Here is a 26564-nt window from a genome sequence, read left to right as displayed (position 1 = left end):
TCCATGCTTCCGGAGAGGCCGTGCGGGGGCTGGCCGCGCAAGAGGTTCGCCGATGGCGATGGAGCTTCGGCGGCAAATTCTCCGCGTAATCCGAGGTACTAGACAGCAGTGCGCCAGCGGGCTACACTGTCGCTTTGCCCTGCCTTCCGACCGTGCCTGGGTTCCCCCTGAGGTCGGTCCGGCATGTGAGAGACGAGTCCGCAAGCCTCGGAAGGACCCCTCTTGGCCGCTTCGCGTTCCACTGCGTCCACCACGTCCGCCCGCACGTCCACCTCCGATCGCGTCGCCGCGCCACATCGCGTCTCGTTCGCCAAGATCAAGGAGCCTGCCGAGGTTCCCGACCTGCTCGCGTTGCAGGTCGAGAGCTTCGACACCCTGGTCGGCAACGAGCGGTGGCAGGCCCGCTCGGAGAAGGCCCTTTCAGAGGGCCGTCACGACGTTCCCGACCGTTCCGGTCTGGAGGAGATCTTCGAGGAGATCTCTCCGATCGAGGACTTCTCGGGAACGATGTCCCTCTCGTTCCGTGATCACCGGTTCGAGCCGCCGAAGAACTCCGTCGACGAGTGCAAGGACCGCGACTTCACCTACGCGGCCCCGCTGTTCGTCACCGCGGAGTTCATGAACAACGAGACCGGCGAGATCAAGTCCCAGACGGTCTTCATGGGCGACTTCCCGCTCATGACCGACAAGGGAACGTTCGTGATCAACGGCACCGAGCGTGTCGTGGTCAGCCAGCTCGTGCGTTCGCCCGGTGTCTACTTCGAGCGCTCGCTCGACAAGACCAGCGACAAGGACGTCTTCACAGCCAAGATGATCCCCTCGCGGGGCGCCTGGCTGGAGTTCGAGGTCGACAAGCGGGACACCGTTGGTGTCCGGCTCGACCGTAAGCGCAAGCAGAACGTCACCGTCCTCCTCAAGGCGCTCGGCTGGACCGACGCGCAGATCCTGGAGGAGTTCGGCGACTACGAGTCGATGCGTCTCACGCTGGAGAAGGATCACACCTCCGGCCAGGACGACGCGCTGCTCGACATCTACCGCAAGTTGCGTCCCGGCGAGCCCCCCACGCGGGAGGCGGCGCAGGCGCTGCTGGAGAACTACTACTTCAACCCGAAGCGGTACGACCTCGCCAAGGTCGGCCGGCACAAGATCAACAAGAAGCTCGGGTTGACGCTGCCGCACGACCAGTCGGTGCTCACCATCGACGACATCGTGGCCGCGATCCGCTACCTTGTCGCGCTGCACGAGGGACGGACCGAGCTCGACGCGCCGCAGGGTCAGATCGTCGTCGAGGACGACGACATCGACCACTTCGGCAACCGCCGGGTGCGCACGGTCGGCGAGCTGATCCAGAACCAGCTCCGCACCGGCCTGGCCCGGATGGAGCGGGTGGTTCGCGAGCGGATGACGACCCAGGACGTCGAGGCGATCACGCCGCAGACCCTGATCAACATCCGTCCCGTGGTGGCGGCGCTGAAGGAGTTCTTCGGCACGTCCCAGTCCAGCCAGTTCATGGACCAGACCAACCCGGTCGCCGGGCTGACGCACAAGCGTCGCTTCTCGGCGCTGGGCCCCGGTGGTCTGTCCCGTGACCGGGCCGGCATGGAGGTCCGTGACGTCCACCACTCCCACTACGGCCGGATGTGCCCGGTGGAGACGCCGGAAGGGCCCAACATCGGCCTGATCGGTTCGCTCGCCACCTACGGCCGGGTCAACCCGTTCGGGTTCGTGGAGACGCCCTACCGCAAGGTCGCCGACGGCCGGGTCACCGACGAGGTGGAGTACCTCACCGCCGACGAGGAGGACCGCTACGTCATCGCCCAGGCCAACGCGGTGCTGAACGACGACGGAAGCTTCGCCGAGGACCGCGTGCTGGTCCGCAAGCGGCACGGTGAGGTCGACGCGATCGCCCGCGACGAGGTCCAGTACATGGACGTCTCGCCCCGGCAGATGGTGTCGGTCGCCACGGCGATGATCCCGTTCCTCGAGCACGACGACGCCAACCGCGCGCTGATGGGTTCCAACATGCAGCGCCAGGCGGTCCCGCTGATCCGTTCGGAGTCGCCGCTCGTCGGCACCGGAATGGAATACCGCGCCGCCGTCGACGCCGGTGACGTCGTGACCACCGAGAAGGCCGGTGTGGTCCGCGAGGCCTGCGCCGACTTCGTGGAGGTCGCGTGCGACGACGGTACGTACCAGACGTACCGGCTGGCGAAGTTCCGCCGGTCCAACGCGGGCACCAACATCAACCAGCGTCCGCTCGTCTCCGAGGGAGACCGGGTGGAGGTCGGTTCGGTGATCGCCGACGGACCGTGCACCGACAACGCCGAGATGGCGCTCGGTCGCAACCTTCTGGTCGCGTTCATGTCGTGGCAGGGCCACAACTACGAGGACGCGATCATCCTGTCCCAGCGGATCGTCCAGGAAGACGTCCTCACCTCGATCCACATCGATCGGCACGAGGTCGACGCCCGCGACACCAAGCTGGGGCCGGAGGAGATCACCCGGGACATCCCGAACGTCTCCGAGGAGATGCTGGCCGACCTCGACGAGCGGGGCATCATCCGGATCGGCGCCGAGGTCGTCCCCGGCGACATCATCGTCGGCAAGGTCACGCCCAAGGGCGAGACCGAGCTGACGCCGGAGGAGCGGTTGCTCCGGGCGATCTTCGGTGAGAAGGCCCGCGAGGTCCGCGACACGTCGCTGAAGGTTCCGCACGGCGAGAGCGGCACGGTCATCGGTGTCCGCGTCTTCGACCGCGAGGAAGGCGACGAGCTGCCGCCGGGCGTCAACCAGCTGGTCCGGGTCGACGTTGCCCAGAAGCGCAAGGTGCAGGATGGCGACAAGCTCGCCGGCCGGCATGGCAACAAGGGTGTGATCGCCAAGATCCTGCCCGTCGAGGACATGCCGTTCCTCGAGGACGGGACCCCCGTCGACATCATCCTGAACCCGCTCGGCGTGCCGGGCCGGATGAACGTCGGCCAGGTCCTCGAGACCCACCTCGGGTGGGTCGCGAAGGCCGGCTGGAAGGTCGACGGCGACGACGAGGAGTGGAAGACCCGGCTGTCCGGAATCGGTGCCGGCGAGGCGGATCCGGGCACCAACGTCGCGACTCCGGTCTTCGACGGTGCCCGCGAGGAGGAGATCACCGGCCTGCTCGCCTCGACGTTCCCCAACCGGGACGGCGTCCGGATGGTCGGCGCGGACGGCAAGGCGCCGTTGCTCGACGGCCGCAGCGGCGAGCCGTTCCCCGAGCCGGTGGCGGTCGGCTACATCTACATGCTGAAGCTCAACCACCTGGTCGACGACAAGATCCACTCGCGGTCGACCGGCCCCTACTCCATGATCACCCAGCAGCCGCTGGGTGGTAAGGCGCAGTTCGGTGGTCAGCGCTTCGGTGAGATGGAGGTCTGGGCCCTGGAGGCCTACGGCGCGGCGTTCGCGCTGCAGGAGCTCCTCACCATCAAGTCCGACGACGTGACAGGCCGGGTCAAGGTCTACGAAGCAGTCGTCAAGGGCGAGAACATCCCTGAACCGGGTATCCCGGAGTCGTTCAAGGTGCTCGTCAAGGAAATGCAGGCGCTCTGCCTCAACGTCGAAGTGCTCTCCAGCGACGGCATGGCCGTGGAGATGCGCGACAGCGAGGAAGACGTCTTCCGCGCCGCGGAGGAACTCGGAATCGACCTGACCCGGCAGGAGCCGAGCAGCGTCGAGGAAGTCTGAGGAAGTGTGGGTGCGGTCCGTTGATCCGGACCGCACCCGCTCACCCCGAATCTGAGTAGGCCTTCAACAACTAAGGGGTTCGAGAACACAGTGCTCGACGTCAACTTCTTCGACGAGCTTCGAATCGGCCTTGCGACGGTCGACGACATCCGGCAGTGGTCACACGGAGAGGTGAAGAAGCCGGAGACCATCAACTACCGCACGCTCAAGCCCGAGAAGGACGGCCTCTTCTGCGAGAAGATCTTCGGGCCGACCCGCGACTGGGAGTGCTACTGCGGTAAGTACAAGCGTGTCCGCTTCAAGGGCATCATCTGCGAGCGCTGCGGCGTCGAGGTCACCCGCACCAAGGTGCGCCGTGAGCGGATGGGCCACATCGAGCTGGCCGCGCCGGTCACCCACATCTGGTACTTCAAGGGCGTGCCGAGCCGCCTCGGCTACCTGCTCGACCTTGCCCCGAAGGACCTCGAGAAGGTCATCTACTTCGCGGCGTACATGATCACCCGGGTCGACGACGAGGCCCGGTCCCGCGACCTGCCCTCGCTGGAGGCGCGGATCGACGTCGAGCGCAAGCAGATCGAGCAGCGCCGCGACAACGACGTCGAGACCCGGATGAAGAAGCTGGAAGAGGACCTCGCCCAGCTCGAGGCCGAGGGCGCCAAGGCCGACGCGCGCCGCAAGGTCAAGGAGTCCGCCGAGCGTGAGATCCGGCAGACCCGCGACCGGAACCAGCGTGAGCTGGACCGGCTCGAGGAGGTCTGGACCCGGTTCAAGAACCTCAAGGTCCAAGACCTCGAGGGCGACGAGATCCTCTACCGCGAGATGCGGTCCCGGTTCGGCAAGTACTTCTCCGGCAACATGGGCGCCGCCGCGATCAAGGAACGTCTGGAGTCGTTCGACCTCCAGGCCGAGGCGGTCAACCTGCGGGAGATCATCCGCAGCGGAAAGGGACAGAAGAAGACCCGGGCGCTCAAGCGCCTCAAGGTCGTCTCGGCGTTCCTGACCACCAACAACAACCCGCTGGGCATGGTGCTCGACTGCGTCCCGGTCATCCCGCCGGACCTGCGCCCGATGGTGCAGCTCGACGGTGGCCGCTTCGCGACGAGCGACCTGAACGACCTCTACCGCCGGGTGATCAACCGGAACAACCGCCTCAAGCGGCTGCTCGACCTCGGCGCGCCCGAGATCATCGTCAACAACGAGAAGCGGATGCTGCAGGAGGCTGTCGACGCGCTGTTCGACAACGGCCGCCGCGGCCGTCCGGTCACCGGACCGGGCAACCGTCCGCTGAAGTCGCTGTCCGACATGCTCAAGGGCAAGCAGGGCCGGTTCCGCCAGAACCTCCTCGGCAAGCGCGTCGACTACTCCGGCCGTTCGGTCATCGTGGTCGGCCCGCAGCTGAAGCTGCACCAGTGCGGCCTGCCGAAGGGCATGGCGATCGAGCTCTTCAAGCCGTTCGTGATGAAGCGGCTGGTCGATCTCAACCACGCCCAGAACATCAAGAGCGCCAAGCGGATGGTCGAGCGTGCCCGCCCCGTGGTGTGGGACGTGCTCGAGGAGGTCATCGCAGAGCACCCGGTGCTGCTCAACCGGGCGCCGACGTTGCACCGGCTCGGCATCCAGGCGTTCGAGCCGCAGCTGATCGAGGGCAAGGCCATCCAGATCCACCCGCTCGTGTGTTCGGCGTTCAACGCCGACTTCGACGGTGACCAGATGGCGGTGCACCTGCCGCTGTCGGCCGAGGCGCAGGCCGAGGCCCGGATCCTGATGCTCTCGACCAACAACATCCTCAAGCCGGCCGACGGCCGGCCGGTGACGATGCCGACGCAGGACATGATCATCGGCATCTTCTTCCTCACCATGGCACGGGACAACATGCCCGGTGAGGGACGCGCGTTCGGTTCGGTGGCCGAGGCGCTGATGGCGTTCGAGCGGGGCGAGATCCAGATCCAGAGCAGGATCAAGATCCGGCTCAAGGACATCGTTCCGCCGCCCAGTGCCACCCTGCCCGAGGGCTGGGAGCCTGGTCAGCCGATCATCCTCGACACCACGCTCGGCCTGGCGCTGTTCAACGAGGTGCTGCCCGCCGACTACGCCTACGTCGACTACGAGGTCGGCAAGAAGCAGCTCGGCGTGATCGTCAACGACCTCGCGGAGCGCTACTCCAAGGTCGACGTGGCGGCGTGCCTGGACGGCCTGAAGGACGTCGGGTTCCGCTGGGCGACCCGTTCCGGCGTGACGATCTCCATCGGGGACGTCATCACGCCGGCGCGCAAGCCGGAGATCCTCGCGGGCTACGAGGAGAAGGACGCCCGGGTCCAGAAGCAGTTCGAGCGTGGCCTGATCACCGACGACGAGCGTCGCCAGGAGCTCATCGAGATCTGGACGCAGGCCACCAACGAGGTGCACCGCGAGATGGAGGAGGGGTTCGACAAGATCAACCCCATCTACATGATGGTGCACTCCGGTGCCCGCGGAAACATGATGCAGGTACGCCAGATCGCCGCGATGCGTGGCCTGGTGGCCAACCCCAAGGGTGAGATCATCCCGCGCCCGATCAAGTCCAACTACCGTGAAGGCCTGTCCGTGGTGGAGTTCTTCATCGCCACGCACGGCGCCCGCAAGGGTCTTGCCGACACGGCGCTGCGGACGGCGGACTCGGGTTACCTCACCCGGCGGCTGGTCGACGTGAGCCAGGACGTGATCGTCCGCGAGGACGACTGCGGCAGCGAGCGCGGCCTGATCAAGAAGATCGCCACCCGCCAGCCCGACGGGACCCTCCGCAAGGAGGAGAACGTCGAGACCTCGGTCTACGCGCGGGTGCTGGCCGAGGAGGCGACCGGTGCCGACGGCCAGGTCGCGGCTCCGGCCGGTACCGTCCTGGGCGACCAGGTGATCGAGCGGCTGGTCCAGGCCGGTGTCGAGCAGCTGCGGGTGCGCAGCGTCCTCACCTGCGACTCGCGGGTCGGCGCCTGTGCCGCCTGCTACGGCAGGTCGCTGGCCAGCGGCAAGCTCGTCGACATCGGCGAGGCGGTCGGCATCATCGCCGCCCAGTCGATCGGTGAGCCGGGTACCCAGCTGACCATGCGTACTTTCCACACCGGCGGTGTCGCGGGTGAGGACATCACGCACGGTCTGCCGCGTGTGGTCGAGCTGTTCGAGGCGCGCCAGCCCAAGGGGAAGGCGCCCATCTCGGAGGCCTCCGGCCGGGTCCGGATCGAGGACTCCGAGAAGAGCCGCAAGATCGTGGTCATCCCCGACGACGGCAGCGAGGAGACGGCCTACCCCGTCTCCAAGCGGTCCCGCCTGCTCGTCGAGGAAGGCACCCACGTCGAGGTGGGCCAGCAGCTCACGCACGGTACGCCCGACCCGCAGGACGTGCTCCGCGTCCTGGGTATGCGCGCCGTCCAGCAGCACCTCGTGGACGAGGTCCAGGAGGTCTACCGCTCGCAGGGTGTGGCAATCCACGACAAGCACATCGAGACGATCGTCCGGCAGATGCTGCGGCGGGTCACCGTGATCGAGTCGGGCGACTCCGACCTCCTTCCCGGCGAGCTGGCCGAGCGGATGCGGTTCGAAGAGGAGAACCGTCGCGTCGTCGCCGAAGGCGGCACGCCGGCCTCCGGTCGTCCGGTGCTCATGGGCATCACCAAGGCGTCGCTGGCGACCGACTCGTGGCTGTCGGCCGCGTCCTTCCAGGAGACCACCAAGGTCCTCACGGAGGCCGCGATCAACGGCAAGAGCGACTCGCTGCGGGGTCTGAAGGAGAACGTCATCATCGGAAAGCTCATCCCGGCTGGTACCGGCATGGACCGTTACCGCAACATCCGGGTCGAGCCGACCGAGGAGGCGAAGGCCGCGATGTACTCCATGGTGGGCTACGAGGGCTACGACGCCGACTACTCGTTCGGCGCGGGCTCCGGCGAGGCTGTCCGCCTGGAGGACTTCGACTTCGGCGGCTACACCAGCTGACGGTTCGATCCGTCCGATCCACCCGACTCGGCCCCTGCCGGCCGGGTCGGGTGGATCGGTCCGGGTACCGGCGGGGTCGGCCCGGTTGACCCGGGTTCGCCCGGACCGCAGCAGCAGAACCATCCAGCGTGACGTCGCGGGCGGCGTCCGGGCTCGGCGACGGGCCGGACGACCGCCCGCGACGCGCGTCCGGCGACGTGTCCGGCAGGCCGCCCCGACCGGTTGCAGCCGGTTCGGGCCCGGCCCGCGCTCCAGTCGGTCCGCCGGGGGAGCGAGGGCCTGTCCGCCGGGGAGCGGAGGACCGGTCTCCCGGGGGAGCAAGGGGCCGGTCGGCCCGGCGCGGCGCGTGACGCGTAACATTCCCGGGGTGTGTAGGGTGTGCGACGGGGCCGGGAACGATCCGTTTTGACCTTCCAGGGCCATGCGGGTAATGTTCGACCTCGTGCCTGGCTGTAGCTGGGCATTCATGTGTGCCCTTGACGGGTGTGCGTGAGGTCTTCAGATCCCGTCGTTCGAGGCGATCTCGGCGACTGGGCCCCGCGGCGACACACCCGACCGCGGGGGTCGCGCGGTGAGCCCAAGAGACGTCGCCGCCGCGAAGACAGTCACACCGGAGAGACAGTCCACCGAGCAGAAGAGGGAACGACGCGGTGCCCACGATCCAGCAGTTGGTCCGCAAGGGCCGCAAGGACAAGGTGTCCAAGAACAAGACGCCGGCGCTCAAGGGTTCGCCCCAGCGGCGTGGCGTGTGCATGCGCGTCTACACCACCACTCCCCGTAAGCCCAACTCCGCTCTGCGCAAGGTCGCCCGTGTGCGGCTGACCAGCCAGATCGAGGTCACGGCCTACATCCCCGGCGTCGGCCACAACCTCCAGGAGCACTCGATGGTGCTCGTGCGTGGTGGCCGGGTGGCGGACCTCCCCGGTGTCCGTTACAAGATCGTTCGCGGCTCTCTCGACACCCAGGGTGTGAAGGGTCGCAAGCAGGCCCGCAGCCTTTACGGCGCCAAGAAGGAGAAGAGCTAATGCCGCGCAAGGGTCCGGCTCCGAAGCGCCAGCCGATCGTCGACCCGGTCTACGCGTCGCCGCTGGTGAGTCAGCTGATCAGCAAGATTCTCCGGAGCGGCAAGAAGCAGCTCGCGCAGCGCATCGTCTACACCGCGCTCGAGGGCTGCCGCGAGAAGACCGGCACCGACCCGGTGATCACTCTCAAACGTGCGCTCGACAACGTGAAGCCGGCGCTCGAGGTCAAGAGCCGCCGCGTTGGTGGCGCGACCTACCAGGTGCCGATCGAGGTCCGCCCCGGCCGCTCGACGACGCTGGCCCTGCGCTGGCTGGTGAGCTATTCCCAGTCCCGGCGCGAGAAGGCCATGTCCGAGCGCCTGATGAACGAGATTCTGGACGCCTCCAACGGGCTCGGCGCGGCGGTCAAGCGTCGTGAGGACACCCACAAGATGGCGGAGTCCAACAAGGCGTTCGCGCACTACCGCTGGTAGACCAGGCGCCTGCTACGGGCAGGACGCGCCGACACCGGCCGCACCTGCTCCCATCTGCCGACTGAACTACCGAGACCCGAGAGAACCGACTGCCTGATGGCGACCAACCTTCGCACCGTTGATCTGGCCAAGGTCCGCAACATCGGAATCATGGCCCACATCGACGCGGGCAAGACCACCACCACCGAACGGATCCTGTTCTACACCGGCATCACGTACAAGATCGGTGAAGTCCACGAGGGCGCTGCCGTCATGGACTGGATGGAGCAGGAGCAGGAACGCGGCATCACGATCACGTCCGCCGCGACGACCTGTCACTGGAAAGACAACACGATCACGATCATCGACACCCCGGGACACGTCGACTTCACCGTCGAGGTGGAGCGCAACCTCCGGGTGCTGGACGGTGCGGTCGCGGTGTTCGACGGTGTTGCCGGCGTCGAGCCACAGTCTGAGACCGTGTGGCGGCAGGCGGACCGGTACAAGGTCCCGCGGATGTGCTTCGTCAACAAGCTGGACCGTGTGGGCGCGGAGTTCCACCGCTGCGTCGACATGATCGTCAACCGGCTGAACGCCGTCCCCGCCGTGCTGCAGCTCCCGCTGGGTGCGGAGGCCGACTTCATCGGGGTCATCGACCTCGTGGAGCAGCGCGCCCTCACCTGGCGCGGCGAGACGCAGAAGGGCGAGGACTACGCGATCGAGGAGATCCCGGCGTCCCACCAGGAGGCTGCAGCCACCTGGCGCGACCGCCTGATCGAGACCGTCGCCGAGGCCGACGACGAGATCATGGAGCTGTACCTCGAGGGCGAGGAGCCCTCGGTCCCGCAGCTCAAGGCGGCGATCCGCCGGGCGACCATCGCCGACAAGATCACCCCGGTGCTGTGCGGTACGGCGTTCAAGAACAAGGGCGTGCAGCCCCTGCTCGACGCCGTGATCGACTACCTCCCGTCGCCGCTCGACGTCGGCGCCGTCCAGGGGCACTCGCTCCGCGACGAGGCCGAGATCATCGAGCGCGAGCCCGACGAGGACGGCCCGCTGGCCGCGCTGGCGTTCAAGATCATGAGCGACCCGCACCTGGGCAAGCTCACCTACCTGCGCATCTACTCCGGCACGCTCACCGCCGGCACCCAGGTGCTGAACAGCACCAAGGACCGCAAGGAGCGGATCGGCAAGATCTACCGCATGCACGCCAACAAGCGTGAGGAGATCGAGAAGGCGTCGGCCGGGCAGATCGTCGCGGTGATGGGCCTGAAGCAGACCACCACCGGTGAGACGCTCTGTGGCCCGGAAGCTCCGGTCATCCTGGAATCGATGAATTTCCCGGCTCCGGTGATCTCGGTCGCGATCGAGCCGAAGACCAAGAGCGACCAGGAGAAGCTGTCAGGCGCCATCCAGCGGCTGGCCGAGGAGGACCCGACATTCCAGGTGCGCACCGACCAGGAGACCGGTCAGACGATCATCTCCGGCATGGGCGAGCTGCACCTGGACATCCTGGTCGACCGGATGAAGCGGGAGTTCCGCGTCGAGGCCAACGTCGGCAAGCCGCAGGTGGCCTACCGCGAGACGGTCCGCAACAAGGTCGAGAAGGTCGAGTACACCCACAAGAAGCAGACGGGTGGCTCGGGTCAGTTCGGCCGCGTCATCATCGACCTGGAGCCCACCGGCGGCGAAGGCGACGGCGGGTACGAGTTCGTCAACGCGGTCAGCGGTGGCCGGATCCCGCGGGAGTACATCCCCGCGGTCGACGAGGGCATCCAGGAGGCCATGGAGTTCGGCGTACTCGCCGGCTACCCCATGGTCGACATCAAGGTCACCCTGCAGGACGGCGCCTACCACGACGTCGACTCCTCCGAACTGGCCTTCAAGATCGCCGGCTCGATGGCGTTCAAGGAGGCGGCGCGGCGCGCCAAGCCCACCTTGCTCGAGCCGATCTTCAAGGTCGAGGTCACCACACCGGACGACTATCTCGGTGAAGTGATCGGTGACATCAACAGCCGTCGTGGGCACGTCCAGAAGATGGACGAGTTCAACGGCAACCGGGTCATCACGGCGCTTGTTCCGCTGTCGGAGACCTTCGGGTACGTTGGCGACCTGCGAAGCAAGACCCAGGGTCGCGCCGTGCCCCACATGGAGTTCCACTCCTACGCCGAGGTTCCCAGGACCGTGGCGGAAGAGATTGTGAAGAAGGTACGGGGCGAATAACCCGCCCACGCCATCAGTCCGTATAGTTCCGCGCCTAGTCCGAACGGCGTAGATAGCAAGAAACCAGGAGGAGCCCGAAGTGGCGAAGGCGAAGTTCGAGCGCACTAAGCCGCACGTCAACATCGGCACCATTGGGCACATCGACCACGGCAAGACGACTCTCACCGCGGCGATCACCAAGGTGCTGCACGAGAAGATGCCGGACGTCAATCCCTTCTACGCCTTCGACCAGATCGACAAGGCGCCGGAAGAGAAGCAGCGTGGCATCACGATCACGATTGCCCACGTCGAGTACCAGACGGAGAAGCGGCACTACGCTCACGTCGACTGCCCTGGTCACGCCGACTACATCAAGAACATGATCACCGGTGCGGCGCAGATGGACGGCGCGATCCTCGTGGTCGCGGCGACCGACGGCCCGATGCCGCAGACGCGTGAGCACGTGCTGCTCGCCCGTCAGGTCGGTGTTCCCTACATCGTGGTCGCCCTGAACAAGGCTGACATGGTGGAGGACGAGGAGATCCTGGAGCTCGTCGAGCTCGAGGTTCGTGAGCTCCTCTCGTCGCAGGAGTTCCCCGGCGACGACGCTCCCGTGGTGCGGGTCTCGGCGCTGAAGGCGCTCGAGGGCGACCCGGAGTGGGCCGACAAGATCATGGAGCTCATGGCGGCCGTCGACGAGTCGGTGCCCGAGCCCGAGCGTGAGATCGACCGGCCGTTCCTGATGCCGGTGGAGGACGTCTTCACCATCACCGGTCGCGGCACGGTCGTCACCGGCCGGGTGGAGCGCGGTGTCCTCAAGGTCAACGAGGAGGTCGCACTCGTCGGTATCCGTCCGGGTACCGCCCCCAAGTCGACGGTGACCGCGGTCGAGATGTTCCGCAAGATCCTCGATGAGGCGCGAGCCGGCGAGAACGTCGGCCTGCTCCTGCGCGGCATCAAGCGCGAGGACGTCGAGCGCGGCATGGTCATCACCAAGCCGGGGACCACGACTCCGCACACGGATTTCGAGGCCCAGGTCTACGTGCTCTCCAAGGAGGAGGGTGGCCGTCACAAGCCCTTCTTCAACAACTACCGCCCGCAGTTCTACTTCCGGACCACGGACGTCACTGGTGTCGTCCACCTTCCGGAAGGGACCGAGATGGTCATGCCGGGCGACAACACCGAGATGCGCGTCGAGCTGATCCAGCCCATCGCGATGGAGGAGCAGCTGCGCTTCGCCATCCGTGAGGGTGGCCGCACCGTCGGTGCGGGTCAGGTCACCAAGATCATCAAGTAGCACCACCAGTAAGCGGGGTGGACCGCTCCCCAGCGGCCCACCCCGCTTGCTGTGAGGCCCCGATTTGGTCAACAAACGGGGACTCTGGCATACTGCTGCAGTTGCCTACGGCTGGCCGCCGTGGCGTGTTCTGCTGGGAGTTCTCTCCTCGGACACAGCCGACACGGAGGTCTCGCCCCTAGAGGGTGCCTGGCACCTTGGTCGCAGCCCGACCGAGGTGACGTGGAAGTCGCAGGGCAATGTTCGCGCTCGGCAGGTCCGGGCCTTCGAGATTCCCCAAAGTGGGTCGCCTTTATGGGATTCATGCGGGCAGGGTGTGCGACACACCCGACCGCGGGGGTCGGAGGACCGGCAGTCGGCGCGGGCCGTAGGGCTCCACCCGGGAGCCTGGCGGCGCAGCATCGGGCCGCGGCCAACCGGAGCGAAGCCGGAAAGGCATCTCGGGGGCGAACGGCTCCCGGCGTACGAGAGAAGGACGCGAACCAGCCATGGCGGGACAGAAGATCCGCATCAGGCTCAAGGCCTACGACCACCAGGTCATCGACACATCGGCGCGCAAGATCGTCGACACGGTGACCAGGACTGGCGCCAAGATCGCCGGCCCGGTGCCGCTGCCCACCGAGAAGAACGTCTTCTGCGTCATCCGCTCGCCGCACAAGCACAAGGACAGTCGCGAGCACTTCGAGATGCGGACGCACAAGCGGCTCATCGACATCATCGACCCAACGCCGAAGACGGTCGACTCGCTGATGCGACTCGACCTTCCGGCCGGCGTCGACATCGAGATCAAGCTCTGAGGGACGCACCTATGAGCAGCGTGAACATTGTGAGCCAAGGCGCGGCCCGTGAGGTACGCGGCCTGTTGGGCGAGAAGATCGGCATGACGCAGGTCTGGGACGACCAGAACCGCCTCGTGCCGGTGACCGTGGTCAAGGCCGGCCCGTGTGTGGTCACCCAGGTGCGCACACCGGACCGGGACGGCTACGCGGCGGTCCAGATCGCGTACGGCGCGATCGACCCCCGCAAGGTCAACAAGCCCGAGCAGGGCCACTTCTCCAAGGCCGGTGTGACACCGCGCCGATACACGGTCGAGCTCCGTACGGCGAACGCGGCCTCCTTCGACACCGGCCAGGAGATCACGGCCGAGGTGTTCGAGGCGGGCGAGGACGTCGACGTGACGGCGACCAGCAAGGGGAAGGGTTTCGCGGGCGTCATGAAGCGGCACGGCTTCCACGGGCTGAAGGCGAGTCACGGTGTGGAGCGCAAGCACCGCTCCCCGGGCTCGATCGGCGCCTGCGCGACTCCCGGTCGCGTCTTCAAGGGCGTCCGGATGGCCGGCCGGATGGGCGGCGTCCGGGTGACCACCCAGAACGTCACCGTCCACGCGGTGGATGCCGAGAAGGGTCTGGTGCTCCTCAAGGGCGCCGTCCCCGGCGCCCGCGGTGGTCTGGTGCTCATCCGCAACGCGGCGAAGGGAGCGGCCAAGTGACGGCGACGAGCATCGATGTCGTCGACCACACCGGCGGCACGACCGGTTCGGTCGACCTGCCGGCGGAGATTTTCGACGTCCAGGTCAACGTGCCCCTGATCCACCAGGTCGTGGTGGCCCAGCAGGCGGCGGCCCGTCAGGGTACGCACGCCGCGAAGACCCGCGCGCAGGTGTCCGGTGGTGGCGCGAAGCCGTACCGCCAGAAGGGCACCGGCCGGGCCCGGCAGGGCTCGCGGCGGGCGCCGCAGTTCGCCGGCGGCGGTGTGGTCCACGGGCCGCAGCCGCGGTCGTACGACCAGCGCACGCCCAAGAAGATGAAGGTCGCCGCCCTGCGCGGTGCCCTGTCCGACCGGGCGCGTCATGGCCGTGTGCACGTGGTGAGCTCGCTGCTCGAGGGCGACGTTCCGTCCACGAAGGCGGCGGTGGCGGCGCTGGCGAAGATCGCCGGCGGGGCGCAGCTCCTGGTCGTGGTCGACCGCGAGGACGCGCTCACCTGGCACAGCCTGCGCAACGCGCCGAGCGTGCACCTGATCGTGCCGGACCAGCTCAACACCTACGACGTGCTCACGTCGGACGAGGTGGTCTTCACCAGCGAGGCGTACGCCACCTTCACCGGTGCGAACGCAGGGGACACCACGACTGACGCAGGGGAGGACTCGTGAGCAACCTGCACAAGGACCACCGCGACGTGCTTGTCGCGCCGGTGATCAGTGAGAAGAGCTACGGCCTCCTCGACCAGAACAAGTACACCTTCCTGGTGAGCCCGGGCGCCAACAAGACCCAGATCAAGATCGCGGTCGAGAAGGTGTTCGACGTGAAGGTGACCGAGGTCAACACGCTCAACCGGCAAGGCAAGCGCCGCCGTACCCGCTACGGCTGGGGTCAGCGGGCGAGCACCAAGCGAGCGATTGTCACCGTGGCCGACGGCCAGCGGATCGACATCTTCGGCGGACCGGTTTCGTAAGGCGAGGACTGACGAATGGCTATCCGTAAGTACAAGCCGACGACACCCGGTCGTCGTGGCGCGAGTGTCGCGGACTTCGCGGAGATCACGCGCACGACGCCCGAGAAGTCGCTGCTGCGCCCCCTTCCTAAGAAGGGCGGCCGCAACAACACCGGCCGGATCACGACCAGGCACCAGGGCGGCGGACACAAGCGCGCCTACCGCCTGATCGACTTCCGGCGCTACGACAAGGACGGCGTGCCGGCCAAGGTCGCGGAGATCGAGTACGACCCCAACCGCACCGCCCGGATCGCGCTGCTCCACTACGTGGACGGCGAAAAGCGCTACATCCTGGCTCCGGCCCGGCTCCAGCAGGGGCAGCGGGTCGAGAGTGGGGTGGGCGCCGACATCAAGCCCGGCAACAACCTGCCGCTGCGCAACATCCCGGTCGGCACCACGGTGCACGCGATCGAGCTGCGGCCCGGCGGGGGAGCCAAGATCGGTCGCTCCGCAGGTGCCAGCGTCCAGCTGGTGGCCCGCGAAGGTGCGATGGCGTCGCTTCGGATGCCCTCCGGTGAGATCCGGATGGTGGACGTGCGCTGCCGCGCCACCGTCGGCGAGGTCGGCAACGCCGAGCAGAGCAACATCTCGCTCGGCAAGGCCGGCCGTAACCGCTGGAAGGGCAAGCGGCCGTCGGTGCGCGGTGTCGTGATGAACCCCGTCGACCACCCGCTCGGTGGTGGCGAGGGCAAGACCTCCGGTGGCCGGCACCCGGTGTCGCCGTGGGGCAAGCCCGAGGGTCGCACCCGCCGCAACAAGCCAAGTGACCGTCTGATCGTCCGTCGCCGCAAGAGCGGCAAGCGGTAAGAGGGAGCCTGAACGATGCCACGCAGCCTCAAGAAGGGCCCCTTCGTCGACGACCACCTGATCAAGAAGGTGGACGCCCAGAACGACAAGGGGAGCAAGCAGGTCATCAAGACCTGGTCGCGCCGCTCGATGATCGTGCCGGCGATGCTGGGTCACACGATCGCCGTTCACGACGGACGTAAGCACGTGCCGGTCTTCGTGACCGAGGCGATGGTCGGGCACAAGCTCGGCGAGTTCGCCCCGACGCGGACGTTCCGCGGTCACGAGAAGGACGACCGAAGGAGCCGGCGCCGGTGACCGCCACAGTCAGGAGTGACGCCATGGAAGCGGCCGTGGAGGCCAGGGCCGTCGCGCGATTCGTCCGCATCACGCCGAGGAAGGCCCGCCGCGTCGTGGACCTCATCCGCGGCCACCGTGCCGAGGACGCGGTCAACCTGCTGCGCTTCGCGCCGCAGGCGGCCAGCGAGCCGGTGCTGAAGGTGCTGGAGAGTGCGATGGCGAACGCCGAGCACAACCTGCAGCTGAACCGCGGCACTCTGCGGGTCGTTCGGGCGTACGTCGACGAGGGCCCGACGATGAAGCGCTGGCGTGCCCGCGCTCAGGGAAGGCCCGGACCGCTGGAAAAGCGGACCTGTCACATCACCGTGGTCGTGGAGCCGACAGACGAGCAGCCGGCCGCCGGCCAGCAGAGGAACAGGAGGACCCGCTAGTGGGACAGAAGGTAAACCCGCACGGGTACCGCCTCGGGGTCACCACAGACCACAAGAGCCGGTGGTACGCCGACAAGCTGTACAAGTCCTACGTCGCCGAGGACGTGGCGATCCGGCGCCTGCTCACCAAGGGCATGGACCGGGCCGGCATCTCCAAGGTCGAGATCGAGCGCACCCGTGACCGGGTTCGCGTCGATATCTACACCGCGCGTCCGGGCATCGTGATCGGCCGGCGTGGTGTCGAGGCCGACCGCATCCGCGGCGAGCTGGAGAAGCTCACCGGCAAGCAGGTGCAGATGAACGTCCTCGAGGTGAAGAACCCCGAGGTCGACGCGCAGCTGGTCGCCCAGGGCGTCGCCGAGCAGCTGGCCAGCCGGGTCGCATTCCGGCGGGCCATGCGCAAGGCGCTGCAGAGCGCCAACAAGGCGGGCGCGCTGGGAATCAAGGTCCAGTGCTCGGGTCGCCTCGGCGGAGCCGAGATGTCGCGGTCGGAGTTCTACCGCGAGGGCCGGGTTCCGCTGCACACGCTGCGCGCCGACATCGACTACGGCTTCTACGAGGCCCGTACGACGTTCGGCCGGATCGGCGTGAAGGTCTGGATCTACAAGGGCGAGGTCCCGGTGTCCCGGGCCGAGCGCGAGCAGAAGCAGATGGAGGCCCGTAACGCGGCCCAGCGTCGTCCCGGCGGCGAGCGTCCGCCGCGTGGCGGCCGGCGTGGTGGCGCCGGTGGCGCCGGTGGCGAGCGGCGTGATCGTCGCGACAGCGGGCGGCAGCAGCAGCCCGCCGCGGCGAGCACCGAGGCGAGCGCCCCCGAGTCCGCGGGTGCGGCCTCCGGCACGACAAGTACCGGACAGGAGGGCTGACGATGCTGATCCCGCGGAAGGTCAAGCACCGCAAGCAGCACACCCCGAACCGGCGCGGCATGGCCAAGGGCGGCACGTCGGTGGCGTTCGGTGAGTACGGCATCCAGGCCCTGGAGAGCCACTTCGTCACCAACCGGCAGATCGAGGCGGCTCGTATCGCCATGACCCGGCACATCAAGCGTGGTGGCAAGGTGTGGATCAACATCTTCCCCGACCGCCCGCTGACCAAGAAGCCTGCCGAGACCCGGATGGGTTCCGGTAAGGGTTCGCCGGAGTGGTGGATCGCCAACATCAAGCCGGGCCGGGTGATGTTCGAGCTGGCTTACCCCAACGAGCAGGTCGCTCGTGAGGCACTGCAGCGGGCGATTCACAAGCTGCCCATGAAGTGCCGCATCGTGAAGCGTGAGGCAGGTGAAGGCTGATGGCCACGACATCGAAGGCCACTGAGCTGCGCAACCTCGGCGCGGACGAGTTGGCGGACAAGCTTCGCGAGGCGAAGGAAGAGTTGTTCAATCTCCGCTTCCAGGGTGCGACCGGCCAGCTGGAAAGCCATGGCCGGCTGCGTACCGTGCGGCGGGAGATCGCGCGGATCTACACGGTGATGCGGGAGCGCGAGCTCGGCATCACCTCCGCGGTCGAGTCCGATTCGACGGCGGAGGGAGCCGCATGAGCACGAACGAAGAGGTGGGATCGGTGTCCGCCGCGCAGACGGGTGCTACGACGACCGAGCAGAAGCGTGGCTTCCGCAAGACCCGTGAGGGCCTGGTCGTCAGCGACAAGATGGACAAGACCGTTGTGGTCGAGGTCGAGGACCGCGTGAAGCACGCCCTGTACGGCAAGGTCATGCGCCGGACCAACCGGCTCAAGGCCCACGACGAGGCGAACGCGTGCGGCGTCGGCGACCGGGTGCTCCTGATGGAGACCAGGCCGCTGTCGGCGACGAAGCGCTGGCGGATCGTCGAGATCCTCGAGAAGGCCAAGTAAGAGTTTCTAGCGGCATCATGCCCGCGAAGACCAGAGCCGATCGGCCACGCCGGTCGACGAAGAAGTTGGACAGCCGGCGGTGCCGGTTGGGTCGTCCGACAGGGAGACTGTGGTGATTCAGCAGGAGTCGCGACTAAAGGTCGCCGACAACACGGGAGCCAAGGAAATCTTGTGCATCCGCGTCCTCGGCGGCTCCGGTCGGCGGTACGCCGGGATCGGCGACGTCATCGTCGCCACTGTGAAGGACGCCATTCCCGGTGGCAACGTCAAGAAGGGCGAGGTCGTCAAGGCCGTCGTCGTGCGCACCGTGAAGGAGCGCCGGCGCCCGGACGGGTCCTACATCCGCTTCGACGAGAACGCCGCGGTTCTGCTGAGGAACGACGGCGAGCCCCGCGGGACCCGCATCTTCGGGCCGGTCGGGCGTGAACTTCGCGAGAAGCGCTACATGCGGATCATCTCGCTCGCTCCGGAGGTGCTCTAGACCATGGCGAATTCGCTGCACATCAAGAAGGGCGACCTCGTGCGGGTCACCGTCGGCCGCGACCGTGGGGTCGAGGGCAAGGTGATCGACGTGGACCCGGCCAAGGGCAGGGTCTTCGTCGAGGGCGCCAACCGCGTGAAGCGGCACACCAAGGTGGTCCAGGGCGGCGGTCGTCAGGGCACGACCGGCGGGATCGTGACGCAGGAGGCCTCCATTCCGGTCTCGAACGTCACCCTGCTGGTCGAGGTCGACGGCAAGAAGGTGCCGACTCGGGTGGGCTACGACCGGCGTGAGGTGGAGAAGACCCGCGCCGACGGTTCGACGTACAAGGCTTTCCGCAGCGTGCGTATCGCTCGGAAGACCGGCGAGGAGATCTGATGACCGCAGCGACCGAGGAGCGCGCACAGCCTCGCCTCAAGGTGCGCTACCGGAGCGAGATTGCCGCCGACCTGCGCAAGGAGTTCGGCTTCGCCAACCCCATGCAGGTCCCGACGGTGACCAAGGTCATCGTCAACATGGGTGTCGGTGACGCCGCGCGCGACTCCAAGCTGATCGACGGTGCGGTGCGCGACCTGACGGCGATCACCGGCCAGAAGCCGGCGGTCACCAAGGCCCGCAAGTCGATCGCGCAGTTCAAGCTGCGCGAGGGCATGCCGATCGGCACGCACGTGACGCTGCGCGGGGACCGGATGTGGGAGTTCCTGGACCGGCTGCTCTCGCTGGCCCTGCCCCGCATCCGTGACTTCCGGGGTCTGTCGCCCAGGCAGTTCGACGGCCGCGGCAACTACACGTTCGGCCTCACCGAGCAGGTGATGTTCCACGAGATCGACCCCGACCAGATCGACCGGTCGCGCGGAATGGACATCACCGTGGTGACGACCGCATCGAACGACCAGGAGGGGCGCGCTCTCCTCCGGCACCTCGGTTTCCCGTTCAAGGAGTCCTGACGTGGCTAAGACAGCCCTGATCAACAAGGCGAAGGCCAAGCCGAAGTTCGGCGTGCGCGCCTACACCCGTTGCCAGCGGTGCGGCCGGCCGCGTGCGGTCTTCCGCAAGTTCGGTCTCTGCCGGATCTGCGTGCGCGAGATGGGACACCGCGGCGAGCTGCCCGGTGTGACCAAGAGCAGCTGGTAAGCCGACCGCAGGCATCGCCTTCCCAACTAGTCACCTCAGGTCCGGAGCCCCGGAAACCGTGGTGAGAAAGTGGCCAGACCTATGAGCATGACCGACCCGATCGCAGACATGTTGACTCGTCTGCGCAACGCCAACCGGGCGTATCACGACACCACTTCGATGCCCTACAGCAAGCTCAAGGCGGGCATCGCCGAGATCCTCCAGCAGGAGGGTTACATCGCCGGCTGGCGGGTCGAGGAGCCGGAGGCCGGTGAGGTGGGCAAGACCCTCGTGCTGAAGCTGCGTTTCGGCCCCAGCCGGGAACGTTCCATCGCGGGTATCCGGCGGATCTCCAAGCCGGGCCTGCGGGTCTACGCGAAGTCGACCGGCCTGCCGAAGGTTCTCGGCGGACTCGGCATCGCGATCATTTCGACGTCGCAGGGGCTGCTGACAGACCGGCAGGCCACCCAGCGTCGCGTAGGCGGCGAAGTCGTCGCCTACGTGTGGTAACGGGAACGGGAAGGAGGAAGGACACCGCATGTCCCGCATCGGCAAGCTCCCCATCCCCGTGCCTTCGGGCGTCGACGTGGCGATCGATGGCCAGACGGTCACTGTGAAGGGGCCCAAGGGAACCCTGGCGCACACCGTCTCGGTGCCCATCACGGTCGTCCAGGACGACGGGCAGCTCGAGGTCAGGCGCCCGAACGACGAGCGCAAGAACAAGGAACTCCACGGGCTCAGCCGCACCCTGGTCTCGAACATGATCGTGGGTGTGACGCAGGGCTACGAGCGCAAGCTGGAGATCGTCGGCGTCGGCTACCGCGTCGTGCCCAAGGGCCCGACCCAGCTGGAGCTCTCGCTCGGTTACAGCCACTCGATCACGTTCGACGCCCCCGAAGGGATTTCCTTCGCGGTGGAGTCGGCCACGAAGTTCTCGGTCTCCGGGATCAACAAGCAGCAGGTCGGTGAGGTCGCCGCCAACATCCGCAAGCTGCGCAAGCCGGAGCCGTACAAGGGCAAGGGCATTCGTTACGCCGGCGAGCAGATTCGACGCAAGGTCGGAAAGGCGGGTAAGTAGGCGATGGCCGCCAGTCTCAGCAGCCACAGGACCGCCAACGCCAAGACGCGCGCGCGACTGCGCCGCCAGCTGCGGGTGCGGAAGAAGATCTTCGGCACGCCCGAGCGTCCCCGCCTGGTCGTCACCCGATCCGCTCGCCACGTGGTGGCGCAGATCGTGGATGACACCGTGGGCCGCACGCTGGCCTCGGCCTCCACTCTGGAAGCCGACCTGCGTGCCTCGGACGGCGACAAGACAGCGCGGGCCCGTCGGGTCGGCGCGCTGGTCGCCGACCGTGCCAAGGGCGCCGGCGTGTCAGCGGTGGTGTTCGACCGCGCCGGCAACCGGTATCAGGGGCGCGTCGCCGCGCTCGCGGACGGAGCCCGCGAAGCCGGGCTCGAGTTCTGACGTTCGACCAGGAGAAGAGAGGTAACCATGGCTGGACCCCAGCAGCGCCGCGGTAGCGGCACTGGTGACCGCCGGGACCGCCGGGACGAACGTCGGGGCGGTTCGGCGGCGGAGAAGACCGCGTACATCGAGCGGGTCGTCTCGATCAACCGTGTCGCCAAGGTCGTGAAGGGTGGCCGGCGCTTCAGCTTCACCGCGCTGGTCATCGTGGGCGACGGTGACGGCACCGTGGGCGTTGGCTACGGCAAGGCGAAGGAAGTGCCCTCCGCGATCGCCAAGGGCGTCGAGGAGGCCAAGAAGCACTTCTTCAAAGTCCCCCGTATCCAGGGCACCATCCCGCACCCCGTGCAGGGCGAGAAGGCGGCCGGTGTCGTCCTCCTTCGTCCGGCTTCGCCCGGTACCGGTGTGATCGCCGGCGGACCGGTGCGGGCCGTGCTGGAGTGCGCGGGCATCCACGACATTCTGTCCAAGTCCCTCGGGTCCTCCAACGCGATCAACATCGTCCACGCGACGGCGGAGGCGCTGCGGATGCTCGAGTCGCCGGAGCAGGTCGCGGCGCGCCGCGGGCTGCCGGTCGAGGACGTCGCTCCGGCCGCGTTGCTGCGGGCCCGGGCGGAGGTGAGCGCGTGATGGCGCAGCTCAAGGTCCGCCAGGTCCGATCGAAGATCGGCCGCAAGCAGAACCAGCGGGACACCCTCCGGTCGCTCGGGCTCAAGCGCCTGAACGACGTGGTGGTCAAGGAGGATCGTCCCGAGATCCGGGGCATGATCGCGACCGTTTCCCACCTGGTCGCGGTCGAGGAGGTCGACTGACGATGGCTAACCAGGCCAAGAACACCACGGCCGAGCGGGAGACGGGCGGCACGCCGCTGCGCGTCCACCACCTGCGGCCCGCGCCGGGTGCCAAGACCGCCCGTACCCGCGTGGGACGCGGTGAGGGCAGCAAGGGCAAGACCGCCGGGCGCGGCACCAAGGGCCGCAAGGCACGTGGCAGCGTTCCCGCGACGTTCGAGGGCGGCCAGATGCCGCTGCACATGCGGATGCCGAAGCTGAAGGGCTTCACGAACCCCTTCCGCACCGAGTACCAAGTGGTCAACCTGGACAAGATCAGCGCGCTCTACCCCGACGGCGGCAACGTCACCGTCGAGGCGCTGGTCGCCCATGGCGCGGTTCGGCCGGACCGCCCCGTCAAGGTGCTCGGCACCGGCGAGGCGTCGGCGGCGTTCGAGGTGACCGCCCACAGGTTCTCCCAGAGCGCCCGTGACAAGATCACCGCCGCGGGCGGAACGGTCACCGAGCTGTAGAAGTTCGTCACACACGCGACAAAGTGGGGCGCCGCTGGCGGTAAGGTTCCAAGGAACCCCGCCAGGGCGCCCCGTGCGGCGTCGCCGGCCCGAGCGGGCTGTATTGTCCGAGGGAACGTCAGGGCTCCGGGGCGGCGTCGCGTCGGTTCCCAGTGGTGTCCACCGATCACGAGGATCCGCCGTCAGGCGGTACGCAGGAGGACTGGGTGCTCACCGCGTTCGTCAACGCGTTCAAGACGCCGGACCTGCGCAAGAAGCTGCTGTTCACGCTCTTCATCGTCGCGTTGTTCCGGGTCGGTTCGGTGCTACCCACACCAGGGGTGGACGCCGCGGCCGTACGCCGTTGCCTGAATCCCGCGCTGTCGGGTGGCGGCAACAACATCTACGGGATGCTCAACCTCTTCTCCGGCGGCGCGCTGCTGCAGCTGTCGGTCTTCGCGCTCACGATCATGCCGTACATCACGGCGAGCATCATCATCCAGCTGCTCACGGTCGTCATCCCACGCCTGGAGACCCTCAAGAAGGAGGGGCACTCCGGTACGCAGAAGATCACGCAGTACACCCGTTATCTCACCATCGGCCTGGCCATCCTGCAGTCGACCACCATCGTGGCGCTGGCGCGGTCGGGCCGGATGTTCCAGGGCTGCAACGAGACGATCATCCCGAACGACAGCATCCTCACCCTGGTGACGATGGTGCTGACCATGACCGCCGGCACCGGCGTGATCATGTGGTTCGGCGAGCTGATCACCGACCGTGGCGTCGGCAACGGGATGTCGGTGCTGATCTTCGTGTCGATCGCGGCGGGCTTCCCGACCGCGCTGTGGGGGATCCGCCAGCAGAAGGGCTGGGTCACCTTCCTCGCGGTGATCGCGATCGGCCTGGTCATCATGGGTGCGGTCATCTATGTCGAGCAGGCCCAGCGCCGGATTCCGGTGCAGTACGCCAAGCGGATGCTCGGCCGGCGCGCCTACGGCGGCAGTTCGACGTACATCCCGCTCAAGGTCAACCAGGCCGGCGTCATCCCGGTGATCTTCGCGTCCAGCCTGCTGTACGTGCCGGTGCTCGCCGCGCAGTTCAACCCCAACGCGCCATGGGCGCAGTGGATCACCACCAACATCTCCCGGGGTGACCACCCGGCCTACATGCTCGGCTTCTTCCTGCTGATCGTGGCGTTCACGTACTTCTACGTGGGCATCACGTTCAACCCGACCGAGGTCGCGGACAACATGAAGAAGCACGGCGGCTTCATCCCTGGCATCCGTGCCGGCAAGCCCACCGAGGACTACCTGCAGTACGTGCTCTCGCGCATCACCGCACCGGGTTCGCTCTACCTCGGTGTGCTCGCGCTGATCCCGCTGATCGCGTTCGCGCTCATCGGGGCCAACCAGAACTTCCCGTTCGGCGGCACGTCCATCCTGATCGTGGTCGGGGTGGGTCTCGACACGGTGAAGCAGATCGAGAGCCAGCTCCAGCAGCGGCACTACGAAGGGTTCCTGCGTTGACGCGCCTGCTCATCATGGGTCCACCCGGAGCGGGCAAGGGCACCCAGGCGAAGAAGATCGCCGAACGACTGCACATTCCGGCCATCTCGACCGGCGACATCCTTCGGCAGAACGTGGAGGACCGCACGCTCCTCGGCCGGGAGGCGGCCCGCTACCTCGACGCGGGCGAGCTCGTCCCCGACGAGATCATCAACGGCATGGTGCGGGCCCGGCTGGACGAGCGGGACACCGAGAACGGCTTCCTGCTCGACGGCTACCCGCGCACCCTCGCCCAGGTGGGCACGCTCGACGACATCCTCGCCGACGAGGGGGTGTCGCTGGAGCGCGTGCTGGTGCTCACCGTCGACCCCGACGAGCTGGTCAAGCGGGTGCTCAACCGCGCCCAGGAGAGCGGCCGCAGCGACGACACCGAGGACGTCATCCGGCGCCGGCTGGAGGTCTACTCCGAGCAGACGGAGCCGCTGCTCGACGTGTACGCCGGCCGTGGGTTCCTGGTGCCGGTGAACGGCATGGGCGAGGTCAACGAGGTGACCGAACGGGTGCTGTCCGCGCTCGCCAAGTAAGCGGGGCGACAGGAGGCACCGTGTTCTCAGACCGCAGGCTGCACCTGAAGAAGCCGGCCGAGATCTCGCTCATGCGGGCGGCGGGCCTGGTGGTCGGGCAGACCCTGGAGGCGCTGCGCGCGGCGGTGGCGCCGGGCGTCACCACCGCAGACCTCGACGCGCTGGCCGAGGAGCGGATCCGGGCGGCCGGAGCGGTTCCGTCCTTCCTCGGCTATCACGGCTACCCGGCCTCGATCTGCACCTCGGTCAACGACGAGGTGGTGCACGGGATCCCCGGCGGCCGGACCCTGCGTGAGGGCGACCTCATCTCCATCGACTGCGGCGCGATCGTGGAGGGCTGGCACGGCGACGCGGCGATCACCGTCCCGGTGGGGGAGGTGGAGCCGCGACTGCTCGAGCTCGCCCGGATCTGCGAGGAGGCACTGTGGCGGGGACTCGCCGCGGTGCGCTCCGGGGGACGGCTCAGCGACGTCTCCGCCGCGGTGGAGACCCACGTACGCGGCAACGGCGACTACGGCATCGTCGAGGACTACGTCGGGCACGGCATCGGCACCCAGATGCACATGCCGCCCAACGTCCCCAACCTCGGCAAGCCCGGCAAGGGCCCGCGGCTGCAGCCGGGGCTGACGATCGCGGTGGAGCCGATGATCACCCTGGGCTCCCAGGACACCGACGTCCTCGACGACGACTGGACCGTGGTCACCCGCGACGGCGGCACGGCGGCGCACGTGGAGCACACGGTGGCGTTGACCGAGAGCGGCCCGTGGGTGCTCACCGCGCTGGACGGGGGAGCGGCGAAGTTCGCCGAGCTCGGAATTTCCGTCGGCGGGCACGGCCACCAGCCCGTCGGGTAGGAGCAGACTCCTGGGTACGCCGTACCAGCGGACCGGGTAGGAACGCTGGTGCGTCGGGTAGGGCAAACCCCACGTCGTCCCGGGGGAGTACTCCCTTCCCTCTGGGGGGTCATCCCGGATGCGGTCCCGGGTGTGGGCGGGCAGACTGTCCTCGTGCCATATGGACCGGACATGCGCGCCTCCGACGGCGACCGGGAGAAGATCGCCTCCCGACTGCGCGACGCGCACGCGGAGGGACGGCTGTCCCTCGGGGAGTTCCAGGACCGCCTGGACGCGCTCTACTCCGCGCAGACCTACGGCGAGCTCGAGCCACTCGTACGCGACCTCCCGGTGACCCGCACGCCGCGGACCCAGGCGGTCGTGCCGGACCGGTCGGGGCCGACGGCCGACCACCCCGCCCGCCCAGCCCGCCGGGACAAGACCATGGCGGCCATGTGGACCGTCTGGGCCGCGGCGGTCAGCGTCAACCTGGTGGTCTGGATGCTGGTGACGGTCACCAGCGGATGGACCTACTTCTGGCCGGCCTGGGTGGCCGGCCCGTGGGGCGCCGTCCTGGCCGCGATCACGGTGGGCCGGCGGTACTCCCGGGACTGACCGGCCGGGATCTTGCGCGGCCGCCGCGTCCTGCGTCCGGTCACCCAGCCCAGTCGCCCAGTCCAGACGTCGAGCCCAGCCGTCGTGGTCGAATCGACCCGGTTCGGGGGGATTTCGGAGGACGGCACGGCTCGCCCGGGCGTCGGTTCGATGCCGGTTTCGCATCCT

31 protein-coding genes are annotated in these 26564 nt (G+C 67.7%); all 31 read left to right on the top strand.

Annotated features, from left to right (window positions below; genetic code table 11):
• The first annotated feature begins 222 nt into the window (after positions 1 to 222).
• Complete coding sequence (gene rpoB / locus FHR37_RS17960) at positions 223 to 3720, top strand: DNA-directed RNA polymerase subunit beta (protein WP_092884149.1); 3498 nt, start codon at positions 223 to 225, stop codon at positions 3718 to 3720.
• A gap of 90 nt (positions 3721 to 3810) precedes the next feature.
• Entirely contained in the window at positions 3811 to 7689 is a 3879-nt protein-coding gene (locus FHR37_RS17955; RefSeq protein ID WP_092884148.1) for a DNA-directed RNA polymerase subunit beta', read from the top strand.
• 650 nt (positions 7690 to 8339) lie between these two features.
• A complete protein-coding gene (gene rpsL / locus FHR37_RS17950) occupies positions 8340 to 8714 on the top strand; it encodes a 30S ribosomal protein S12 (RefSeq protein WP_092653795.1) in 375 nt (124 codons plus the stop codon).
• Positions 8714 to 9184, top strand: a complete 471-nt coding sequence (rpsG, locus tag FHR37_RS17945) for a 30S ribosomal protein S7 (protein WP_092884147.1) — start codon at positions 8714 to 8716, stop codon at positions 9182 to 9184. Before rpsL ends, rpsG begins: the two co-directional genes overlap by 1 nt.
• A 96-nt stretch (positions 9185 to 9280) precedes the next feature.
• On the top strand, positions 9281 to 11386 hold the full coding sequence (gene fusA / locus FHR37_RS17940; RefSeq protein ID WP_092884146.1) for an elongation factor G: 2106 nt from the start codon (positions 9281 to 9283) through the stop codon (positions 11384 to 11386).
• A gap of 79 nt (positions 11387 to 11465) precedes the next feature.
• Positions 11466 to 12662: an elongation factor Tu gene (gene tuf, locus FHR37_RS17935; RefSeq protein ID WP_092884145.1), complete on the top strand. Its 1197-nt coding sequence runs from the start codon at positions 11466 to 11468 to the stop codon at positions 12660 to 12662.
• A 488-nt stretch (positions 12663 to 13150) separates the two neighbouring features.
• Positions 13151 to 13459: a 30S ribosomal protein S10 gene (gene rpsJ, locus FHR37_RS17930; protein ID WP_020575534.1), complete on the top strand. Its 309-nt coding sequence runs from the start codon at positions 13151 to 13153 to the stop codon at positions 13457 to 13459.
• 11 nt (positions 13460 to 13470) lie between these two features.
• Positions 13471 to 14151 (top strand): 50S ribosomal protein L3, encoded by a 681-nt coding sequence (gene rplC / locus FHR37_RS17925; RefSeq protein WP_092884144.1) that lies wholly within the window; start codon positions 13471 to 13473, stop codon positions 14149 to 14151.
• Positions 14148 to 14813 (top strand): 50S ribosomal protein L4, encoded by a 666-nt coding sequence (gene rplD / locus FHR37_RS17920; RefSeq protein WP_092884143.1) that lies wholly within the window; start codon positions 14148 to 14150, stop codon positions 14811 to 14813. The genes rplC and rplD overlap by 4 nt, the downstream gene beginning before the upstream one ends.
• A complete protein-coding gene (gene rplW / locus FHR37_RS17915) occupies positions 14810 to 15115 on the top strand; it encodes a 50S ribosomal protein L23 (protein WP_092884142.1) in 306 nt (101 codons plus the stop codon). Before rplD ends, rplW begins: the two co-directional genes overlap by 4 nt.
• A 15-nt stretch (positions 15116 to 15130) precedes the next feature.
• Entirely contained in the window at positions 15131 to 15961 is an 831-nt protein-coding gene (rplB, locus tag FHR37_RS17910) for a 50S ribosomal protein L2 (RefSeq protein WP_092884141.1), read from the top strand.
• Positions 15962 to 15976: 15 nt separating this feature from the next.
• Positions 15977 to 16258: a 30S ribosomal protein S19 gene (gene rpsS, locus FHR37_RS17905; protein ID WP_092653811.1), complete on the top strand. Its 282-nt coding sequence runs from the start codon at positions 15977 to 15979 to the stop codon at positions 16256 to 16258.
• A complete protein-coding gene (gene rplV, locus FHR37_RS17900) occupies positions 16255 to 16671 on the top strand; it encodes a 50S ribosomal protein L22 (RefSeq protein WP_456237022.1) in 417 nt (138 codons plus the stop codon). The genes rpsS and rplV overlap by 4 nt, the downstream gene beginning before the upstream one ends.
• Positions 16671 to 17534: a 30S ribosomal protein S3 gene (gene rpsC, locus FHR37_RS17895; RefSeq protein WP_092884140.1), complete on the top strand. Its 864-nt coding sequence runs from the start codon at positions 16671 to 16673 to the stop codon at positions 17532 to 17534. Before rplV ends, rpsC begins: the two co-directional genes overlap by 1 nt.
• A 2-nt stretch (positions 17535 to 17536) precedes the next feature.
• Positions 17537 to 17956, top strand: a complete 420-nt coding sequence (rplP, locus tag FHR37_RS17890) for a 50S ribosomal protein L16 (RefSeq protein ID WP_092884139.1) — start codon at positions 17537 to 17539, stop codon at positions 17954 to 17956.
• Positions 17956 to 18204: a 50S ribosomal protein L29 gene (gene rpmC / locus FHR37_RS17885; protein ID WP_092884138.1), complete on the top strand. Its 249-nt coding sequence runs from the start codon at positions 17956 to 17958 to the stop codon at positions 18202 to 18204. The genes rplP and rpmC overlap by 1 nt, the downstream gene beginning before the upstream one ends.
• The gene (gene rpsQ / locus FHR37_RS17880) at positions 18201 to 18518 is read left to right on the top strand and encodes a 30S ribosomal protein S17 (protein WP_202884540.1); all 318 of its coding nucleotides are present in this window, start codon (positions 18201 to 18203) and stop codon (positions 18516 to 18518) included. Before rpmC ends, rpsQ begins: the two co-directional genes overlap by 4 nt.
• 112 nt (positions 18519 to 18630) lie before the next feature.
• Positions 18631 to 18999, top strand: coding sequence for a 50S ribosomal protein L14 (gene rplN, locus FHR37_RS17875; protein WP_092653819.1), 369 nt, complete (start codon positions 18631 to 18633; stop codon positions 18997 to 18999).
• A 3-nt stretch (positions 19000 to 19002) separates the two neighbouring features.
• On the top strand, positions 19003 to 19377 hold the full coding sequence (gene rplX / locus FHR37_RS17870) for a 50S ribosomal protein L24 (protein WP_092884137.1): 375 nt from the start codon (positions 19003 to 19005) through the stop codon (positions 19375 to 19377).
• Positions 19377 to 19946: a 50S ribosomal protein L5 gene (rplE, locus tag FHR37_RS17865; RefSeq protein WP_092884136.1), complete on the top strand. Its 570-nt coding sequence runs from the start codon at positions 19377 to 19379 to the stop codon at positions 19944 to 19946. Before rplX ends, rplE begins: the two co-directional genes overlap by 1 nt.
• A gap of 1 nt (position 19947) precedes the next feature.
• The gene (locus tag FHR37_RS17860) at positions 19948 to 20133 is read left to right on the top strand and encodes a type Z 30S ribosomal protein S14 (RefSeq protein WP_092884135.1); all 186 of its coding nucleotides are present in this window, start codon (positions 19948 to 19950) and stop codon (positions 20131 to 20133) included.
• 81 nt (positions 20134 to 20214) lie between these two features.
• On the top strand, positions 20215 to 20622 hold the full coding sequence (gene rpsH, locus FHR37_RS17855; protein ID WP_092884134.1) for a 30S ribosomal protein S8: 408 nt from the start codon (positions 20215 to 20217) through the stop codon (positions 20620 to 20622).
• Positions 20623 to 20650: 28 nt separating this feature from the next.
• Complete coding sequence (gene rplF / locus FHR37_RS17850) at positions 20651 to 21190, top strand: 50S ribosomal protein L6 (protein WP_092884133.1); 540 nt, start codon at positions 20651 to 20653, stop codon at positions 21188 to 21190.
• 3 nt (positions 21191 to 21193) lie between these two features.
• The gene (gene rplR, locus FHR37_RS17845; RefSeq protein ID WP_092884132.1) at positions 21194 to 21577 is read left to right on the top strand and encodes a 50S ribosomal protein L18; all 384 of its coding nucleotides are present in this window, start codon (positions 21194 to 21196) and stop codon (positions 21575 to 21577) included.
• A 27-nt stretch (positions 21578 to 21604) separates the two neighbouring features.
• Entirely contained in the window at positions 21605 to 22207 is a 603-nt protein-coding gene (gene rpsE / locus FHR37_RS17840; RefSeq protein WP_092884131.1) for a 30S ribosomal protein S5, read from the top strand.
• Complete coding sequence (rpmD, locus tag FHR37_RS17835; RefSeq protein ID WP_092884130.1) at positions 22207 to 22389, top strand: 50S ribosomal protein L30; 183 nt, start codon at positions 22207 to 22209, stop codon at positions 22387 to 22389. Before rpsE ends, rpmD begins: the two co-directional genes overlap by 1 nt.
• Positions 22390 to 22391: 2 nt before the next feature.
• Positions 22392 to 22880, top strand: coding sequence for a 50S ribosomal protein L15 (gene rplO, locus FHR37_RS17830; protein WP_092884129.1), 489 nt, complete (start codon positions 22392 to 22394; stop codon positions 22878 to 22880).
• A 206-nt stretch (positions 22881 to 23086) separates the two neighbouring features.
• Positions 23087 to 24385 (top strand): preprotein translocase subunit SecY, encoded by a 1299-nt coding sequence (gene secY, locus FHR37_RS17825; RefSeq protein ID WP_092884561.1) that lies wholly within the window; start codon positions 23087 to 23089, stop codon positions 24383 to 24385.
• The gene (locus tag FHR37_RS17820) at positions 24382 to 24948 is read left to right on the top strand and encodes an adenylate kinase (RefSeq protein ID WP_092884128.1); all 567 of its coding nucleotides are present in this window, start codon (positions 24382 to 24384) and stop codon (positions 24946 to 24948) included. Before secY ends, FHR37_RS17820 begins: the two co-directional genes overlap by 4 nt.
• A 20-nt stretch (positions 24949 to 24968) precedes the next feature.
• Positions 24969 to 25802, top strand: a complete 834-nt coding sequence (gene map / locus FHR37_RS17815) for a type I methionyl aminopeptidase (protein WP_092884127.1) — start codon at positions 24969 to 24971, stop codon at positions 25800 to 25802.
• 153 nt (positions 25803 to 25955) lie between these two features.
• On the top strand, positions 25956 to 26396 hold the full coding sequence (locus FHR37_RS17810; protein WP_237768864.1) for a DUF1707 SHOCT-like domain-containing protein: 441 nt from the start codon (positions 25956 to 25958) through the stop codon (positions 26394 to 26396).
• Positions 26397 to 26564: the final 168 nt, after the last annotated feature.

This window comes from Actinopolymorpha cephalotaxi (assembly GCF_013408535.1).
GTDB lineage: Bacteria > Actinomycetota > Actinomycetes > Propionibacteriales > Actinopolymorphaceae > Actinopolymorpha > Actinopolymorpha cephalotaxi.
The sequence above is the reverse complement of the archived record's forward strand: the minus strand, read 5'-3'. Positions and strand labels throughout refer to the sequence as shown.